Genomic DNA, 17875 nt, shown 5'->3' with positions numbered 1-17875 from the left:
GAGTACCTGGCTACGAACCAGGCGGTCGGAGGTTCGAATCCTCCAGGGCGCACCACTATTTAGGGTTTTTACTAATCCTGATGTTGAACGTTTAGTTTTAACTTTATGCTTAATATCGAAACCGTTGCGCCCTTAGCTCAGCTGGATAGAGTACCTGGCTACGAACCAGGCGGTCGGAGGTTCGAATCCTCCAGGGCGCACCACTATTTAGGGTTTTCATTAATCCTGATGTTGAATGTTTAGTTTTAACTTTATGCTCAATATCGAAACCGTTGCGCCCTTAGCTCAGCTGGATAGAGTACCTGGCTACGAACCAGGCGGTCGGAGGTTCGAATCCTCCAGGGCGCACCACATTATTAGAGAAAGCCTCGTTTTTACGAGGCTTTTTTTATGTTTGCTATAAATTTGTTGCAACAATGTTAAATTTGTGATGTTTTTAACTTGTTGTATTTAAAGTAATTCTTGATTGCTTCTTTGTTATTCTACCTTTCTCATATCAATTCTCAGAAAAGCCCCGTTTAAGTCACAGTTTAAATATCTAAAAATGACTCATTTGACAGATTTATGTGATCTGATAGGCGAATAATTAACCTTATGTGTGCGTTATCCGTAACAGAACCTTAAACAAAATTGACAAACTTTTACCAATCGAGATAATCCATGGGTCGGGATCACTATTCGCTGAAATCCTGTACGTATGTCAGGATGACGAAGAAAGGAAGCAACATGACTAATATTGGAAGCCTGCTAGGAGATGCGGCGACTCTAATGATAACGGGGATGTCCGTTGTCTTTATTTTCTTAACTATTCTAGTTTACCTCGTTCGGTTGATGTCAAAACTGGTACCAGAAGAAGTACCGGAGCCGATCGCAGCACCTAAAAAAATTCAAAAATCACAATCAAACCCTTCAGCTGTTAGTCCACAGGTAGTGGCAGCAATTTCGGCCGCGGTTCATCAATACCGTGCGTCTACTGCTAAGTAGCATTTAAAGGATTAAAAAGGAGTTTATGAGCATGTCTAAACCACTAGCTATCACAGATGTGGTACTTCGTGACGCGCACCAGTCACTATTTGCTACTCGTATGCGTATCGAAGATATGCTGCCAATTGCGGCAGAACTGGATAAAGTCGGTTACTGGTCACTTGAGACTTGGGGCGGCGCAACGTTTGATTCGTGCATCCGTTTTCTTGGAGAAGATCCGTGGGAACGTTTACGAGAGCTGAAAAAAGCGATGCCAAACACACCAATGCAGATGCTACTGCGTGGTCAAAATTTATTGGGTTACCGTCACTACGCGGATGATGTAGTAGAAAAGTTTGTTGAACGTGCCCATAGTAACGGCATGGACGTATTCCGTATTTTTGATGCGATGAATGACGTACGTAACTTTGAAACCGCAGTGAAAGCAACGATTGATGTTGGCGGCCACGCTCAAGGTACGTTGTCTTACACAACCAGTCCGGTTCACAACTCAGATACGTGGGTTGATTTGGCTAAGCGCCTAGAGGATCTAGGTTGTCATTCACTATGCATCAAAGATATGTCAGGTTTATTAAAGCCTTATGAAGCGGAAGAGCTAATCACTCGCATCAAAGCGTCTTGTGATGTGCCTCTAGCGCTGCATAGCCACGCGACAACGGGTCTATCAACTGCTACAGCCGTTAAAGCTGTTGAAGCGGGTATTGATATTCTAGACACCGCAATCTCTTCTATGAGCTGTACTTACGGCCATACACCAACCGAAACGGTTGTTGCTATGCTAGAAGGCACAGAGCGCGACACGAATCTCAAACTAGACCAAATCGAACCAATCGCGGCTTACTTCCGTGATGTACGTAAAAAGTATGCGAAATGGGAAGGCCAGCTAAAAGGTGTCGATTCTCGAATCTTGATCGCTCAAGTTCCTGGCGGCATGTTAACCAACATGGAAGGCCAGCTTAAAGAGCAAGGCGCTGCCGATCGCATGGATGAAGTTCTAGAAGAGATCCCACGCGTACGTAAAGAGTTGGGTTACATTCCTTTGGTAACACCTACTTCTCAGATTGTCGGTACTCAAGCGGTTATCAACGTTCTAACGGGTGAGCGCTACAAGAGCATCACTAAAGAGACTGCGGGTCTACTGAAAGGCGAATACGGTCAAGCTCCTGCTGAGGTTGATGCTGAACTGCAAGCGAAAGTGTTAGATGGTGCTGAGCCAATCACGTGTCGTCCTGCTGATTTACTTAAGTCTGAAATGGATACGTTAACGACTGACCTTTTAGAAAAAGCGAAATCAGATGGTATTTCACTCGCTGAAGATACCGTTGATGATGTACTGACGTACGCACTATTCCCACAAGTGGGTCTTAAGTTCCTTAAAAACCGTCACAACCCTGAAGCGTTTGAACCTGTACCAACGGCTGAAGCTGCAACTCCTGTTACGGCTGCACCACAACCTGCTGCTGGCGGCATTGAGAGCTACAGCGTGAAGGTTGATGGTCAAGTTTATGATGTTGAAGTTGGCCCTCAAGGTGATCTGACATCGGTATCTCCATCAGCGAAACCAGCACAAGCGGCTCAAGCAGCACCTGCTGCGGCTTCTGATGCAGAAGCGGTTCCAGCTCCATTAGCCGGCAACATCTTTAAAGTCATCGTTCAGGCGGGTGCTGAAGTGGCCGAAGGTGATGTTCTGCTGATCCTAGAAGCGATGAAAATGGAAACGGAAGTACGAGCTGCTCGCAGTGGTATCGTTCAAGAATTGAATGTTAAAGAAGGCGATGCAGTTACTGTAGGCGCTCCACTACTAAGCTTAGCGTAAGGGAGTACCATGGAAGGATTGATGACCTTATGGTCTGAAACAGGGATTGCTAACTTTGAGTTCGGCCAGATCTGTATGATGTTGGTTGGTTGCTCACTGTTGTTTTTGGCAATTCGCAAAGGGTTTGAACCTTTACTGCTGTTACCTATTGGTTTTGGTGCTGTATTAGCCAATATTCCAAATGCTGGATTCACGGATCCCGGCGGTTTGCTTTACTACGTTTACTACATTGGTATTGAAACTGGCATTTTCCCACTGCTGATCTTTATGGGTGTTGGAGCGATGACGGACTTTGGTGCGTTGATTGCTAACCCTAAAACACTGTGGCTCGGGGCTGCTGCTCAGTTTGGTATATTCGCAACGCTATTTGGCGCGATCTTGCTGAACTATGTACCAGGAATGGAGTTCTCAATGGCAGATGCTTCGTCAATTGCGATCATTGGTGGTGCCGATGGCCCAACCGCGATCTTTTTGGCGAGCAAGCTATCTCCTGATCTATTAGGTGCGATTGCGGTAGCGGCGTATAGCTACATGGCTTTAGTTCCTATTATTCAGCCACCAATCATGAAAGCGTTAACGTCTCCTGAAGAGCGCCAAATTAAGATGGCTCAACTTCGTCATGTAAGCAAAGCTGAGAAAATCCTTTTCCCGCTAGCTGTACTGCTGATGACGATTTTGTTCCTACCTTCAGCAACCCCTCTAGTAGGTATGTTCTGTTTGGGTAACTTAATGCGTGAAGCGGGTGTGGTTGATCGTCTTTCAAAAACAGCCCAAAACGAACTGATTAACGTTGTGACTATTTTCCTTGGTCTAGGTGTTGGCTCTAAGCTTCAAGCAGACACGTTCTTGAACTTAGAGACGTTAGGTATCCTTGGGTTAGGTGCGGTCGCATTCAGTATTGGTACGGCTGGTGGTGTATTGATGGCGAAGCTGCTGAACCGCTTCTCGAAAGAAGACATTAACCCACTGATTGGCGCAGCTGGTGTATCAGCGGTTCCGATGGCGGCTCGTGTTGTGAATAAGGTTGGACTTGAGGCAAATCCTCAGAACTTCCTGTTGATGCATGCGATGGGTCCGAACGTAGCGGGTGTACTTGGTAGTGCCGTTGCAGCGGGTATCCTATTAGCTCTCGTAGGTTAATGAGTTACTTGGCTATGCTGCTCGTTACGTTAATTGGTCGTCAATTTACGCATGAGCGGTTAACTTCGTCTTATTAAATGGTTTATAGTCAAAGGGATGCTTTCGCATCCCTTTCTTTTTATTAATTAGGGTGCTTACTCATCAGGGCTTCTATCAATCAAGGAAATGTGGAAATGGAAAATAAACAGATTGCGATTACTCAATTCGGCGGCGTCGAAAACCTCAGTATTCAAACCAGTGCTATTCCTGAGCCAAAGGCCGGAGAAGTGGTGGTTAAAGTTTCCTTTTCAGGCATTAATCCTATTGATGTGAAAACCCGAGCGGGCCTTGGTTGGGCGGCAGCACAAAACAAAGATAACCTACCTTGGGTACCTGGCTACGATATTTCAGGGCAAATTGTCACGCTAGGCGAACAGGCAGAGCGTTTTACTGTTGGTGATAACGTAGCTGGCTTTATTGGTTTTCCACTGCAAGGTGGCGGTTACAGCCAATATGTGTGTGTTCCAGAAGCTGCATTAAGTATGGTTCCTGATTCTGTCACTCTAGAAGCGGCAGCGGCATTACCACTCGCGAGTCAAACAGCGGCACAAGCGCTCAACAAAGCCGAAGTGAAAGAAGGCGACCGCGTGCTTATTTTAGCGGGCGCGGGCGGCGTTGGTCACCTTGCGGTTCAAATTGCAGTGGCAGCAAAAGCTGAGGTTTACACAACCTGTAGCGAAGCCAATCTTGATTACCTTGCGACGCTAGGTGCTCACGCGATTAACTATAAGTTTGCGCCAGCATCAGAAAGAGTATCTGATGTCGATGTGTTGATTGATTTGGTTGGTGGCGATACCGCGCTTGATGCATTGAAGTGTCTGAAAGATGGTGCGAGAGTGGTAACGGTGCCTACGCTGTCTGCTGAATTAATTTGCGAGAAAGCGACATTATTGGGTTTCACCGCTTCAGGTATGCTCGTTGAGCCAAATCCAGAGCAAATGGACACTATGCTTTACATGGTTAGCGTAGGGTTGCTCAAAACAGAAATTCAAACTATCTACCCGTTAGATGAAGCACAGTCGGCGCATCTACAAGTAGAAACCGGACACACCAGAGGCAAGGTACTACTTAAAATGCAAGAAGGTTAATATGCAGTGCTAGAGTTCTTTAATTCTCTTTTTGAAAACATAGCGTTGTGGTTTTCTGACTCGGCGCTGTGGGTGCTCTTCATTAGTGGCTTCTTGAGTGCCACATTGTTACCAGGGGGCTCAGAAGCAAGCCTTGTTGCAGCATTGAGCTTAGATCAGTTCTCAACATCATCAATCATTCTTCTGGCGACACTCGGTAATACTTTAGGCGGGCTGACCAACTATTGGATTGGTTTGTGGCTGCCTAATCGAACTCAATCTGAAAAGCATGGTCATAAGGCTATGGCTTGGCTGAGCCGCTATGGCTATTGGACACTGTTATTCAGTTGGTTGCCGATCATTGGTGACCCTTTGTGCTTAGCCGCGGGTTGGTTAAGAATGAAATTTATTCCTAGCGTTATTTTGATAGCGATTGGCAAAGCCGCTCGCTACAGCTTACTTGCTGCTATCTACTTCGGTTTTTTCTAAGGAGAACCTATGAAAAAGGTTTTACTTGGTACATTTTCTCTTATCGCCATTGCAGGCTGTTCTTACAATGTACCTAGCTCAACACCCTTCTTTTCCTCGTTACCTGAAGGTGTCACTCTGTTAGAAGAGGTTAAGCCTTCTAAAGATAAAGTGGTGATCCCTTACACCAAATATCAGCTTGAAAACGGCCTGACAGTTATTCTTTCCCCTGATGATTCTGATCCTCTTGTACATGTGGATGTGACCTATCATGTCGGCTCAGCTCGTGAAGAAATAGGCAAATCGGGCTTTGCTCATTTCTTCGAACACATGATGTTCCAAGGCTCTGAGAACGTCGGAGACCAGCAGCACTTTAAGATCATTACCGAGGCGGGTGGCTCGTTAAACGGCACGACTAACCGTGATCGTACTAACTACTTTGAAACCGTTCCATCTAACCAACTTGAGAAAATGTTGTGGTTAGAATCAGACCGAATGGGTTTTTTATTGGATGCGGTTTCTCAGAAGAAATTCGAAGTTCAAAGAGGTACGGTTAAAAACGAACGTGCTCAAAGTTATGAAAACCGTCCTTATGGCTTGATGTGGGAACGCATGGGTGAAGCGCTTTACCCTGAAGGTCACCCTTACTCATGGCAACCAATCGGTTATGTGGAAGATCTAGACCGTGTTGATGTGAATGACCTTAAGGCGTTCTTCCTACGTTGGTACGGCCCAAATAATGCGGTACTGACTATCGGTGGTGATATCGACGTTGATGACACGCTAGAGTGGGTTAATCAGTACTTTGGACCAATCCCTCAAGGTCCGGAAGTTAAGGCTGCTGAGAAGCAACTAGCTGTTCTAACAGAAGATAAGTACATCACGTTAGAAGACAACGTTCGTCAGCCGATGGTGCTTGTTGGTTGGCCAACAACCTACCGGGGTGAAGATACGCAAGCTTCACTGAATGCGCTGTCTAACGTGTTAGGTTCAGGGACCAACAGTTATCTGTACCAAAACCTCGTAAAAACGCAAAAAGCGGTGAGTGCTGGCTCTTTCCACGATTGTGCAGAGCTCGCTTGTACTATGTATGTCTATGCGATGGGTGACTCAGGTGAAAAAGGGGATTTGACGGTTCTAAATAAAGAACTGATGGAAACCCTAGAACAATTTTCGAAAGGCGGTGTGGAACAAGATCGTCTAGATCAAATTACCGGCATGGCTGAAGCGAATGCGGTGTTTGCACTGCAAAGTGTTAGAGGCAAGGTTTCACAGCTCGCGTCAAATCAAACCTTCTATGGCCAGCCTGATCGTATTGAATCACAACTCGATCAAATCCGAGCTGTTACCCCTGAAAGCGTAAGCAAGGCGTATCAAGATTTTATCGAAGGTAAGCACAAGGTTACCTTGAGTGTGGTTCCTAAGAAAAAACTCGACTTAGCGGTTCGCGAGGCTACATTTAGCACTCCTGCTCGTACCCTTCCTGAATACAGCAAAGTGACAGAAGAACAATTGGATTTCAGAAAGGCACCGAACACATTTGATCGCAGCGTGATGCCTGAAGTGAACTTTGGTGTTGAAGCGACCATGCCTGAGCTGTATCGCATGCATTTTGCTAATGGTACTGACTTGATTGGTACTGTGACTAGCGAAACGCCGACAGTGCAGCTACAAATTCAACTCCCTGCGGGTGAGCGCTATGTTGGTAAAGGTCAAGAGGGTTTGGCGAACCTAACTGCATCGATGATGGAAGAAGGTTCGACTAAACGAACGGTTGAAGAGTTGCAGGCTACCTTAGATAAGCTGGGTAGTAGCGTTAGCATTAGTGCTGGCAGCTATACCACTGATATTTCAGTCTCGACGTTAGAGAAAAACCTGCCTCAAACCTTAGCGATCGTGCAAGAAGTTCTATTTGAGCCTAAGTTTGATGTTCAAGATTTCGAACGCGTTAAGAGTCAGATGTTAGAAGGCGTAATCTACCAGCATCAACAACCGAGCTGGATGGCTTCTCAAGCAACCCGAGAAGTGTTGTTCGGTAGCAGTATTTTTGGTCGAGCGAGTGATGGCACCAAGGATTCTCTAGAATCGTTAACTCTAGACGATGTAAAACTGTTTTACAGTCAGCACTATACTCCTGAGGGAGCTAATATTGTTATTGTAGGGGACATCTCGAAGGAGGAGGTTGGAAAGCAGCTTCAGTTCTTTGAAGAATGGCAAGGTGACGCTGCACCACTCACTCGTCCACAGATCATCAAGGAGCTTTCGGGGCAGAACTTGTACTTAGTGGATAAGCCGGGAGCACCACAAAGTATTGTACGCTTAGTTCGTAAAGGGTTACCGTTTGATGCGACCGGTGAATTGTATTTAAGTCAATTGGCTAACTTTAATTTAGCCGGTAACTTCAATAGCCGCATCAACCAGAACCTGCGTGAAGACAAAGCCTACACTTACGGTGCAAGCGGTTACTTTGCGAGTACGCGTGAAACTGGTGCGGTAGTGTTTAGTGCTCAAGTTAGAGCCAATGCGACGGTTCCATCGATTCAAGAGTTTATTGCTGAGCTAAATGAATTTAGTCAGAGTGGATTAACTGACGAAGAGGTGAAATTTATGCGCCTTGCCGTCGGTCAACAAGATGCGCTTAAATACGAAACACCAAGTCAAAAGGCTGGATTGTTGAGTAATATTGTTACGCTGAGCCTTGATGAAGACTACCTACAGCAGCGCAACCAGATAGTAGAAACGGTTTCAAAAGAGACTTTAAATGAGCTCTCGAAGAAATGGTTTGACCCGAATGATTATCAAATAATTGTTGTTGGTGACGCGACTTCGCTGCGCCCTCAATTAGAAAAGTTAGATATTCCAATAGAAGAGCTTGAAATCATTCGTTAGAGTACACATTAAAGGGGGAGGGAAGAGATTCTACTTTTCTCCTCCAACCTAATTTATGATAGTTCTAATAAGAACAATATAAGATAAGTGAACAGAATTTTGACTGATTTTGCTGCGCGACTAAAGCAAGTTGCAACCAACCCTAAGACCTTCTCTCAATTTGGTCGTGGTGTTGAAAGGGAAACATTGCGCTACACGGAAGATGGGCATCTTGCTACTGGGCCGCACCCTAAGGCTTTAGGATCTGCGTTGATGAACGAATGGGTAACGACCGATTTCTCTGAGTCGCTACTGGAGTTTATCACGCCTGTTTCTAACGACGTTCCGACGCTTTTGAATCAGTTGTCTGATATCCATCACTTCACTCAAACCAAGTTAGACGGCGAAAAGCTGTGGCCACTCTCTATGCCTTGTTATGTGGGGAGTGAAGATTACATTCAGCTTGCGCAATACGGTACTTCTAACAACGGTAAGATGAAGACGCTATATCGTGAAGGCCTAAAGCGTCGCTACGGTAGTCTGATGCAGATTATTTCGGGTGTTCATTTCAACTTCTCTTTCCCAGAAAGCTTTTGGGACAGTCTGTTTGGAGAGCAAACCGAAGAAGCGCGTTGCGAAGCTAAATCAGATGCGTACTTCGGTTTGATTCGTAATTACTACCGCTTTGGTTGGTTAATCCCATACTTCTTCGGTGCTTCACCTGCGCTATGTTCTTCTTTTATCAAAGGAAGAGAAACCAACCTACCTTTTGAAAAGGTTGGAGAAACACTGTATCTACCCAAAGCAACGGCATTGCGCTTGAGTGACCTTGGTTACACCAACAGTGCGCAAAGTGTACTGAAGATTGGCTTCAACAGCCTAGACCAATACCTTGAAGGTTTGAATCAAGCGATTCGCACACCATCAGAAGAATTCGCTGAGATTGGCACTAAGGTTGATGGGGAATACCGTCAACTAAATAGCAACGTACTGCAAATTGAGAATGAGCTTTATGCTCCAATCCGTCCTAAGCGTGTGGCGAAAAGTGGCGAGAAACCATCTGAAGCACTGGCTCGTGCTGGCGTTGAGTACATCGAGGTTCGCTCTTTAGACGTAAACCCATTCAGTTCAATTGGTATCAATGAACAGCAAGTTCGCTTCTTAGATTTATTCTTAACGTGGAGCGTGTTATCAGACTCTGCTGAGATGGATAACTGCGAGCTTGAATGCTGGCGCGATAACTGGAACAAGGTGATCTTAGAAGGTCGTCAGGTTGGTTTAGAGCTCAAGATTGGTTGTGATGGCGAAAGACTGTCTCTGCAAGACTGGGCTAAAAATGTATTCAAAGATCTTCGAGTTATCGCTGAGTTGATGGATGCTGAGCAAGGTGGTCATGCATACCAAGAAACGTGCGATACGCTTGAAGCCTGGATTGATAACCCAGAGTTGACCATTTCTGGCCAGTTATTAGAAGAGACCAAGAAATTGGGTGGTTTGGGTAAAGTGGGTTGTGCGTTAGGAAAAACGTATGCTCAACAACACAAGGCACACCAATATAAAGTTTATTCTGCTGAGTTAATGGAAGCGGAAGTTCAACGCTCTGTCATTGCTCAACAGCAAAGTGAAGAAGCGAGCACTCAAGATTTTGATAGTTTCTTAACGGACTATTTTTCATATTTAAAAGCATAGCGAGACTTTGGTGGAAAGGAAGCAAACCTTATTAGGTCAGTCTACTCATGTGGGTGGAAAATGGTTACCTGTTGTGACTGTTGGTATTGTCTCTAGCCTATTGGTTGGATGTGCGACGCCTCCTCCTAAGCAGCAAAATAATATATGCAGCATCTTCAGAGAGCACCCTTCTTGGTATGAAGATGCGGTCGATATGCAAGATGAGTGGGGCACACCGATTAACGTCGCGATGGCTTTTGTTAAACAAGAGAGCAGCTTTCGACATGATGCGCGTCCACCAAAAGATTATATTCTTGGCTTTATACCGTGGGGAAGAGTCAGTAGTGCCTACGGCTATGCACAAGCTCAAGACCCTGCTTGGGAAGACTTTCAAAAAGCGACCAATAATGGTGGTTCGAGAACCAATTTTGATGATGCATTAATGTTCATTGGTTGGTACACCAGCGAGACGCGCCGTCAGTTAGGAATCTCATTATGGGACCCGTATAACCAATATCTGGCTTATCATGAAGGCCGTGGTGGCTATAAGCGCAAATCATACAACAGCAAACCATCGTTGATTAAGGTGGCTCGCAAAGTCGAACAGCAAGCAAAAGATTATGGATGGCAACTTAAACAGTGCCGAAAAGAACTAGAAGACAATCGAAGTTGGTTTTTTTAAAGCCAATCGTCATGGAGAATAGCAATGCCTTTATTAGATAGTTTTACTGTTGATCACACGCGCATGAACGCACCTGCAGTTCGTGTTGCTAAAACAATGCAAACCCCAAAAGGGGATACCATTACGGTATTTGACCTGCGTTTTACTGCACCAAACAAAGATATCCTATCTGAGAGAGGTATTCATACTCTCGAGCACCTATACGCTGGGTTCATGCGTGCTCACCTCAATGGCTCTGCGGTTGAGATCATTGATATTTCGCCTATGGGTTGTCGTACCGGTTTCTATATGAGCTTGATTGGTACGCCTTCAGAGCAGCAAGTGGCTGAAGCTTGGTTAGCGGCTATGCAAGACGTACTGAAAGTTGAGAACCAGAATAAGATCCCTGAGTTGAACGAATACCAGTGTGGTACTGCGGCAATGCATTCCTTAGATGAAGCTAAAGAGATTGCGAATGCAATCATCGCTACCGGTATTTCAGTAAACAAAAATGATGAACTGGCATTGCCAGAGTCGATGCTTCAAGAGCTTAAAATCGACTAATCACTTTTCTTTACTTTAGATGCGCTTCACTCTAGATACATTTCAATCTAGAGGCAGAGCGAGTTAGATACTAAAAGGCCCGGTTCAATGAACCGGGCCTTTTGTTGTAGAGGGACTTAGTTGGTAACTCTCATATAATGAGTCGCCTCTATCCGTTTACGATCTGCGGAAACACACGCACCAGCTTGATGCGATTCTCTTCGAGCTCAACAATTTCCATTGGATGGCTGGCAACCTGAACACTCAGGTGACTCTCTGGAATATCTTCAAGATGCTCCAGTATTAAACCATTAAGTGTTCTTGGTCCATCGGTAGGCAGTGCCCACTGCAAACCTTTGTTGATATCTCGGATATTAGCGCTGCCTTCAATCAAGAAGCTACCATCGCTTTGCGGTGTGATCTCTTCAGATAAACTTGGTGCGATTGAAGTCGTAAATTCGCCCACGATCTCTTCGAGAATATCTTCGAGGGTAACCAAACCGTTAATATCGCCATACTCATCAACAATCAAACCGATACGCTGTTTGTTGCGTTGGAATTTAAGCAGTTGGGTGTTAAGCGGTGTCGCTTCCGGAATAAAGTAGATCTCATCTGCAGCACGCAGCAGGGTCTCTTTATTGAATTCGTTCTTTTCGAGCATCAAGCGATAAGCTTCACGTAGCCTCAGCATGCCAACCACTTCATCTATCTGATCACGGTACAACACGATGCGACCATGAGGTGAATGAGTGAGCTGACGCACGATCGATTTCCAATCATCATTGATGTCGATGCCGGTGATCTCGTTACGTGGCACCATTATGTCATTCACGGTGACGTGTTCTAAATCGAGAATAGACACCAACATATCTTGGTGGCGCTGTGGTATTAGGCTACCCGCTTCATTTACTACGGTTCTGAGTTCTTCTGAGCTTAGATGATCGGTTGCATCATGGTTAGCTTTAACGCCTAAGATACGAATGAAGCCATTGGTAATAAAGTTGACCAAGATAACCAATGGAGATAGCACCTTCATCAGTATTATTAATAGAATACTGCTGGCGTAAGAAACTCGTTCAGGGAAAAGAGAAGCGATTGTTTTTGGTGTAACCTCAGCAAACACGAGGATCACTAGGGTCAGGGCTCCGGTTGCGATTGCAACACCGATATCGCCGTAGATACGCATACCAAGAATAGTCGCGATCGCGGATGCAAGGATATTGACGAGATTGTTACCGATGAGAATAAGGCCAATCAATCTGTCTGGGCGACTTAGAAGTTTTTCTACGCGTTTGGCACCTTTATGACCCGTATTGGCCAAGTGCTTTAAACGGTAGCGGTTCAAGGACATCATGCCCGTTTCGGAACCAGAGAAATAACCAGAAATTACAATGAGACACGCGAGTAGCGCAAATAAGATACCCGTTGATATGTCGTCCAAAACTATTCTTTTCCTTTTTGTGTATCTTGATTAATTTATGACCGAACATGGTCGAGATGTCAATTGAATGTATCGTACTCAATATTTTAAAGGCAAGGTGTGTGAGACCTTGCCTTCATTATACAGACTAATTCAGGATTATTTCCTGAACGAAGCGGCTACCGAAGTAAGCTAATGTGAGCATGGTGGCACCCGCAAGGGCAAACCATGTGACTTTTTGCCCACGCCAACCTTTCTGATAGTGACCCCAAAGAAGGATGGAATAGATAACCCAAGCTATAAAAGACAATACTGCTTTATGTGCTTTACCTTGAGCAAACATATCTTGTACGAAGATAAGTCCAGTTAATAAAGTACCTGTTAACAAACCATTACCGATTAAAATGATCTTGAAAAGCTGTCTTTCCACCATCATTAAAGGAGGTAGGTTAGGGTTTATCACTAACGCTTTTTTCTTTTTAAGTTTGTGATCTAGCCACGCGAGTTGCATAGCGTATAGCGCACCGATGGTAAGTGTCGCGTATGAGAACAGAGCTAAAGATATGTGTAGCAACAGCTTTGGGTCATTCTCTAAGTGTTTGATGAAGGTGCTAGGAAGAAAAGTGGCAGCCATTAGATTTAGAGCAGCGAAGCTATAAACAACAGGTAAGATGAACCACAAACGTGTTTTGAGCATAGCACCGCTCATGACCACAGATATGATTAAACTGATTAAAGAAGCAACGTTTAAGATACTGAGGTTTTGACCACTGGCATTAAAGATTAAATCGCCAAGCAACCAAGCATGGAAAGCTAAAGCAAGTAATGCGCTGATAAACACCGTTTTTACACGGATTCCTGTTTGGTGCACGAGACCTGGAATGATCGTGAAAATCGCCATTGTATAAAGAAAGGCTGCTGCGATCGCAATAAGACTGTCCATGGTATCCATTTAAATGATTACTAATTGGCGAATTATACCTCGCATCGCTCTTTGGGGCTATGGTGAACCTCATTCAATTCCAAGTGAATAATGTCTCACATCACATGCGTGGATGATTAACGCTCCACAACGGGTATGACTCTAATCCGCGCTAATGTATACTCACAGTAATAGTCGCAGTTTTGAGCGAAGAGAAAACTATGTTTGATAATTTAACGGATCGTCTATCCAAAACGCTGAAAAACATCAGCGGTAAAGGTCGCCTGACCGAAGACAATATTAAAGAGACGCTGCGTGAAGTACGTATGGCGCTACTTGAAGCCGACGTTGCACTGCCAGTTGTCCGCGATTTTGTTAAGCGCGTAAAAGAAGGCGCTGTAGGTGTTGAGGTTTCTAAATCTCTCACCCCGGGTCAAGAATTCATTAAGATCGTTCAAGCTGAACTTGAAGCTGTGATGGGGGAGTCTAACGAGGCTCTTGACCTGGCAGCACAACCGCCAGCCGTTATCTTAATGGCGGGTCTACAAGGTGCGGGTAAAACCACATCGGTAGGTAAGCTATCTAAGCTCCTGACTGAGCGTGATAAGAAGAAAGTTTTGGTTGTGTCTGCCGACGTTTACCGTCCAGCCGCGATCAAACAGCTCGAAACCTTAGCAAGCGATGTTGGTGTCGCCTTCTTCCCATCTTCAGCTGACCAAAAGCCTCTTGATATTGCAAACGCTGCAATCGACCACGCGAAGAAGAAATTCTACGACGTGCTAATTGTCGATACTGCCGGTCGTTTGGCTATCGATGAAGAGATGATGGGTGAAATCAAAGAGCTTCATACTGCCATTAAACCAGTAGAGACGCTGTTCGTTGTTGATGCTATGACAGGTCAAGATGCTGCGAATACTGCAAAAGCCTTTGGCGATACGCTACCACTAACTGGTGTTATCTTAACGAAAGTGGATGGTGACGCGCGTGGTGGTGCTGCACTGTCTGTTCGTCACATCACAGGTAAGCCGATTAAATTCTTAGGTGTTGGTGAAAAGACTGACGCATTAGAACCATTCCACCCAGATCGTGTTGCTTCTCGTATCCTTGGTATGGGCGACGTACTGTCTCTTATTGAAGACCTACAGAAAAACGTTGATACCGAGAAAGCAGAGAAACTGGCTAAGAAGTTCAAAGAGAAGAAAGGCTTTGACCTTGAAGACTTCCGTGAGCAACTTGGTCAGATGAAAAACATGGGCGGCATGATGGGCATGATGGATAAGCTTCCAGGCATGTCTCAGCTACCAGACAACGTTAAAGATAAAGTTGATGACAAGATGTTCAAGCAAATGGAAGCGATCATCAACTCTATGACAATGAAAGAGCGTCAGCGCCCAGACCTAATCAAAGGCTCACGCAAAAAGCGTATTGCTGCAGGTTCTGGTACGCAAGTACAAGATGTAAACCGTATGCTTAAACAGTTCACTCAAATGCAGAAGATGATGAAGAAAATGCAGAAAGGTGGAATGAAAGGCATGATGCGCAACATGCAAGGCATGATGGGCGGCGGTGGAGGTATGGGCGGAATGGGTGGTGGTTTTAACCCGTTTGGCCGATAATCTACAAATGTAAGCTTTAGCTACGTTACTTTTCATAGTGTTAGCCGTGTCACAGAAAGTGAACGGTGGCTATGTTGGTGAAAAAATAGCTAAAGCCCTTGCATTGCCCCGGAATAAGAGTAAAATTCCGGGGCTTTAATTTGGCACGAGACCCCAAGCTATTTACTTATACTTGGGGTTAATTATTTTATTAAGAAAGCAAAGAGGACGACATGGTAACCATTCGTTTGGCACGTCACGGTGCAAAGAAGCGCCCATTTTATCAAATCGTAGTTGCGGATAGCCGTAACTCTGTAACTGGCCGTTTCATCGAGAAAGTAGGTTTCTTTAACCCTACTGCTCAAGGTCAAGAAGAAGGTCTACGTCTAGACCTAGATCGTGTTAACCACTGGGTTGGTCAAGGCGCATCTCTATCTGACCGCGTAGCTAAGCTAGTTAAAGACGCTCAAAAAGCGGCTTAATTCTTTTTTAAAAAGAGAAATAGCTTATGTCGATGAAGGGTAAAGAAACGATGAGCGAGCAAAACGAAAGAATTGTTATGGGTAAACTTGGGTCTACCTATGGTATTCGTGGCTGGCTTAAAGTGTTCTCCTACACAGACAATGCTGAAAGCATATTTGATTACAGTCCTTGGTATTTAAAGCTAAAGGGCGAGTGGGTTGAGTATAAAGTTGAAAGCTGGAAACGTCATGGTCAAGGCTATGTATGTAAGCTAGCGGGATTAGATGTACGTGAAGACGCGCAACTGATGACCAACTTTGAAATTGCTATTGACCCTGCTTCATTACCTGAATTGTCAGAAGATGAATTCTACTGGCGCGAATTGTTCGGTATGCAAGTTTTTACCACTAAAGGTTACAACCTTGGTGAGGTCACTGACCTATTAGAAACTGGCTCGAACGATGTTCTAGTAATCAAAGCAAATCTTAAAGATGCTTTTGGCCAAAAGGAACGGTTAATCCCGTACCTTGAAGAGCAAGTGATCAAGAAAGTTGATCGCGAAGCTCGCCGGATCGAAGTTGACTGGGATCCTGGATTCTAACTCCAAATTACAGAGCGAGAGAACACATGTGGGTTGGCATTATTAGCCTTTTTCCTGAAATGTTCCGTTCTGTTACTGATTTTGGAGTAACAGGTCAAGCGGTTAAAAAAGGTCTTTTATCTATTGAGACATGGAATCCTCGTGATTTCACTCATGATAAACATCGCACTGTTGATGACAGACCTTACGGTGGTGGTCCTGGCATGTTAATGATGGTTCAGCCTTTGCGCGATGCTATCCAAACAGCCAAACAGGCAGCACCGGGAAAGACGAAGGTTATTTACCTTTCACCTCAAGGTCGTAAGCTCGACCAACAAGGTGTTGAAGAGCTGGCAACAAACGAGAACTTGCTTCTTATTTGTGGTCGCTATGAAGGGGTAGATGAGCGCATCATTCAATCTGAAGTCGACGAAGAATGGTCGATTGGAGATTTTGTGATGACGGGTGGCGAGCTGCCAGCCATGACGTTGATTGATTCAGTCTCTCGGTTTGTTCCGGGTGTACTTGGAGATTTCGCATCAGCAGAAGAAGACTCTTTTGCAAATGGTTTGCTAGATTGTCCCCATTATACGCGCCCTGAGGTGCTAGACGATAAAGATGTGCCATCGGTACTCAAGTCTGGAAACCATAAGGACATTCGTCGCTGGCGATTGAAACAATCGTTGGGCCGAACTTGGCTAAGAAGACCAGAACTCCTGGAAAACCTAGCTCTGACTGACGAACAGGAACAATTACTGGCTGAATTCATTAAAGAGCAACGCTCTTAACGAAAAGCAAGCAGTAACCTATTAAATTTAGTATCAGTTTATTCTAGGAATTTATACAAATGAGCAACATCATCAAGGCTCTTGAAGAAGAGCAACTAAAATCAGACCTTCCTAAATTCGCACCAGGTGACACTGTTGTAGTTAAGGTTAAGGTAAAAGAAGGTGACCGTGAGCGTCTACAGGCTTTCGAAGGCGTTGTAATCGCTATTCGTAACCGTGGTCTACACTCTGCATTCACAGTTCGTAAGATCTCGAACGGTGAAGGCGTAGAGCGTGCGTTCCAAACTCACTCTCCAATGGTTGATAGCATCGAAGTTAAACGCCGTGGTGCAGTACGTCGTGCCAAGTTGTACTACCTACGTGAGCGTTCTGGTAAGTCAGCTCGTATTAAAGAGAAGCTTACTAAGAAGTAATTCTTTTTGCATTCTATCGATAAAAGCGGAGCCATTTGGCTCCGCTTTTTTGTGTTTGCTATTTAGAGTTTCGCAGGTAAGAGATCCCCAACTCGCTCGTTCCTCGCTCTTGGGGCGGATATCGAGAAGAGTGTCATGCGTGAGCATATCGTCGGAAATCTGCCCAGAGCTAGGTATATGATTTAGTTCGAAGCCATTAGATTCCCAACTCGTTCGTTCCTCACTCTTGAGAATGACGAATGGGTAACCGGAATCTGGCATTGGATGATGAATACTTATTGAGGTAGAGGTTCAGTAGGAAGGCTGTGGCTAATAAAATCCCGTAGGGACAATAACCGTCATTCCCTAGACTGACGAAGGAAGGAGTAGGGAATCTCTATTCGTACCAAGCTATAGGCAATAAAAAAGGATTGCCGTAAAACGCCAATCCTTCAAAACTTA

The 17875-nt window shown here is 44.9% G+C and carries 16 protein-coding genes and 2 tRNA genes; 16 read left to right on the top strand and 2 right to left on the bottom strand.

Annotation, left to right across the window (positions count from 1 at the left end; all coding sequences use genetic code 11):
• Window positions 1–126: 126 nt before the first annotated feature.
• The 11 genes from ACED25_RS07400 (at window position 127) to luxS (ending at window position 11275) form a co-directional block, all read left to right on the top strand.
• Window positions 127–203, top strand: a tRNA-Arg gene (locus ACED25_RS07400).
• A 71-nt stretch (window positions 204–274) separates the two neighbouring features.
• Window positions 275–351, top strand: a tRNA-Arg gene (locus tag ACED25_RS07395).
• 375 nt (window positions 352–726) lie between these two features.
• On the top strand, window positions 727–984 hold the full coding sequence (locus ACED25_RS07390; protein WP_004741884.1) for an oxaloacetate decarboxylase subunit gamma: 258 nt from the start codon (window positions 727–729) through the stop codon (window positions 982–984).
• A gap of 31 nt (window positions 985–1015) precedes the next feature.
• A complete protein-coding gene (gene oadA, locus ACED25_RS07385; RefSeq protein ID WP_371694992.1) occupies window positions 1016–2800 on the top strand; it encodes a sodium-extruding oxaloacetate decarboxylase subunit alpha in 1785 nt (594 codons plus the stop codon).
• A gap of 9 nt (window positions 2801–2809) precedes the next feature.
• Window positions 2810–3940: a sodium ion-translocating decarboxylase subunit beta gene (locus ACED25_RS07380; protein ID WP_009847617.1), complete on the top strand. Its 1131-nt coding sequence runs from the start codon at window positions 2810–2812 to the stop codon at window positions 3938–3940.
• 173 nt (window positions 3941–4113) lie between these two features.
• Window positions 4114–5067 (top strand): NADP-dependent oxidoreductase, encoded by a 954-nt coding sequence (locus tag ACED25_RS07375; RefSeq protein ID WP_371694990.1) that lies wholly within the window; start codon window positions 4114–4116, stop codon window positions 5065–5067.
• A gap of 6 nt (window positions 5068–5073) precedes the next feature.
• A complete protein-coding gene (locus ACED25_RS07370) occupies window positions 5074–5535 on the top strand; it encodes a YqaA family protein (protein ID WP_004735497.1) in 462 nt (153 codons plus the stop codon).
• Window positions 5536–5544: 9 nt separating this feature from the next.
• Window positions 5545–8403, top strand: coding sequence for a M16 family metallopeptidase (locus ACED25_RS07365; RefSeq protein WP_371694989.1), 2859 nt, complete (start codon window positions 5545–5547; stop codon window positions 8401–8403).
• 99 nt (window positions 8404–8502) lie between these two features.
• Window positions 8503–10071: a glutamate--cysteine ligase gene (gene gshA / locus ACED25_RS07360; RefSeq protein WP_371694988.1), complete on the top strand. Its 1569-nt coding sequence runs from the start codon at window positions 8503–8505 to the stop codon at window positions 10069–10071.
• A gap of 10 nt (window positions 10072–10081) precedes the next feature.
• Window positions 10082–10732, top strand: a complete 651-nt coding sequence (locus ACED25_RS07355; protein WP_083994557.1) for a hypothetical protein — start codon at window positions 10082–10084, stop codon at window positions 10730–10732.
• Window positions 10733–10756: 24 nt separating this feature from the next.
• A complete protein-coding gene (gene luxS, locus ACED25_RS07350; protein WP_009847612.1) occupies window positions 10757–11275 on the top strand; it encodes an S-ribosylhomocysteine lyase in 519 nt (172 codons plus the stop codon).
• Window positions 11276–11423: 148 nt separating this feature from the next.
• On the opposite strand, the gene ACED25_RS07345 is transcribed toward luxS, so the two are convergent.
• Window positions 11424–12695 carry an HlyC/CorC family transporter gene (locus ACED25_RS07345; protein ID WP_009847611.1) on the bottom strand — a complete coding sequence of 424 codons (1272 nt, stop codon included), beginning with the start codon at window positions 12693–12695 and terminating at the stop codon, window positions 11424–11426.
• A gap of 127 nt (window positions 12696–12822) precedes the next feature.
• A complete protein-coding gene (locus ACED25_RS07340) occupies window positions 12823–13617 on the bottom strand; it encodes an inner membrane protein YpjD (protein ID WP_065678058.1) in 795 nt (264 codons plus the stop codon).
• Between the two features lie 200 nt (window positions 13618–13817).
• Here ACED25_RS07340 and ffh point away from each other — a divergent pair, with 200 nt between their 5' ends.
• The 5 genes from ffh to rplS all read left to right on the top strand — a co-directional run bounded on the left by ffh (window position 13818) and on the right by rplS (window position 17434).
• Entirely contained in the window at window positions 13818–15212 is a 1395-nt protein-coding gene (gene ffh / locus ACED25_RS07335) for a signal recognition particle protein (protein WP_371694987.1), read from the top strand.
• 212 nt (window positions 15213–15424) lie between these two features.
• The gene (gene rpsP, locus ACED25_RS07330) at window positions 15425–15673 is read left to right on the top strand and encodes a 30S ribosomal protein S16 (RefSeq protein WP_004735508.1); all 249 of its coding nucleotides are present in this window, start codon (window positions 15425–15427) and stop codon (window positions 15671–15673) included.
• A 26-nt stretch (window positions 15674–15699) separates the two neighbouring features.
• On the top strand, window positions 15700–16254 hold the full coding sequence (gene rimM, locus ACED25_RS07325) for a ribosome maturation factor RimM (protein WP_009847609.1): 555 nt from the start codon (window positions 15700–15702) through the stop codon (window positions 16252–16254).
• A 26-nt stretch (window positions 16255–16280) separates the two neighbouring features.
• Complete coding sequence (gene trmD, locus ACED25_RS07320) at window positions 16281–17021, top strand: tRNA (guanosine(37)-N1)-methyltransferase TrmD (protein ID WP_009847608.1); 741 nt, start codon at window positions 16281–16283, stop codon at window positions 17019–17021.
• Window positions 17022–17080: 59 nt separating this feature from the next.
• Entirely contained in the window at window positions 17081–17434 is a 354-nt protein-coding gene (rplS, locus tag ACED25_RS07315) for a 50S ribosomal protein L19 (RefSeq protein WP_009847607.1), read from the top strand.
• Window positions 17435–17875 lie beyond the last annotated feature (441 nt).

It is taken from the genome of Vibrio sp. 1F263 (assembly GCF_041439035.1).
Classification (GTDB): domain Bacteria; phylum Pseudomonadota; class Gammaproteobacteria; order Enterobacterales; family Vibrionaceae; genus Vibrio; species Vibrio tasmaniensis_A.
The sequence above is the reverse complement of the archived record's forward strand: the minus strand, read 5'-3'. Positions and strand labels throughout refer to the sequence as shown.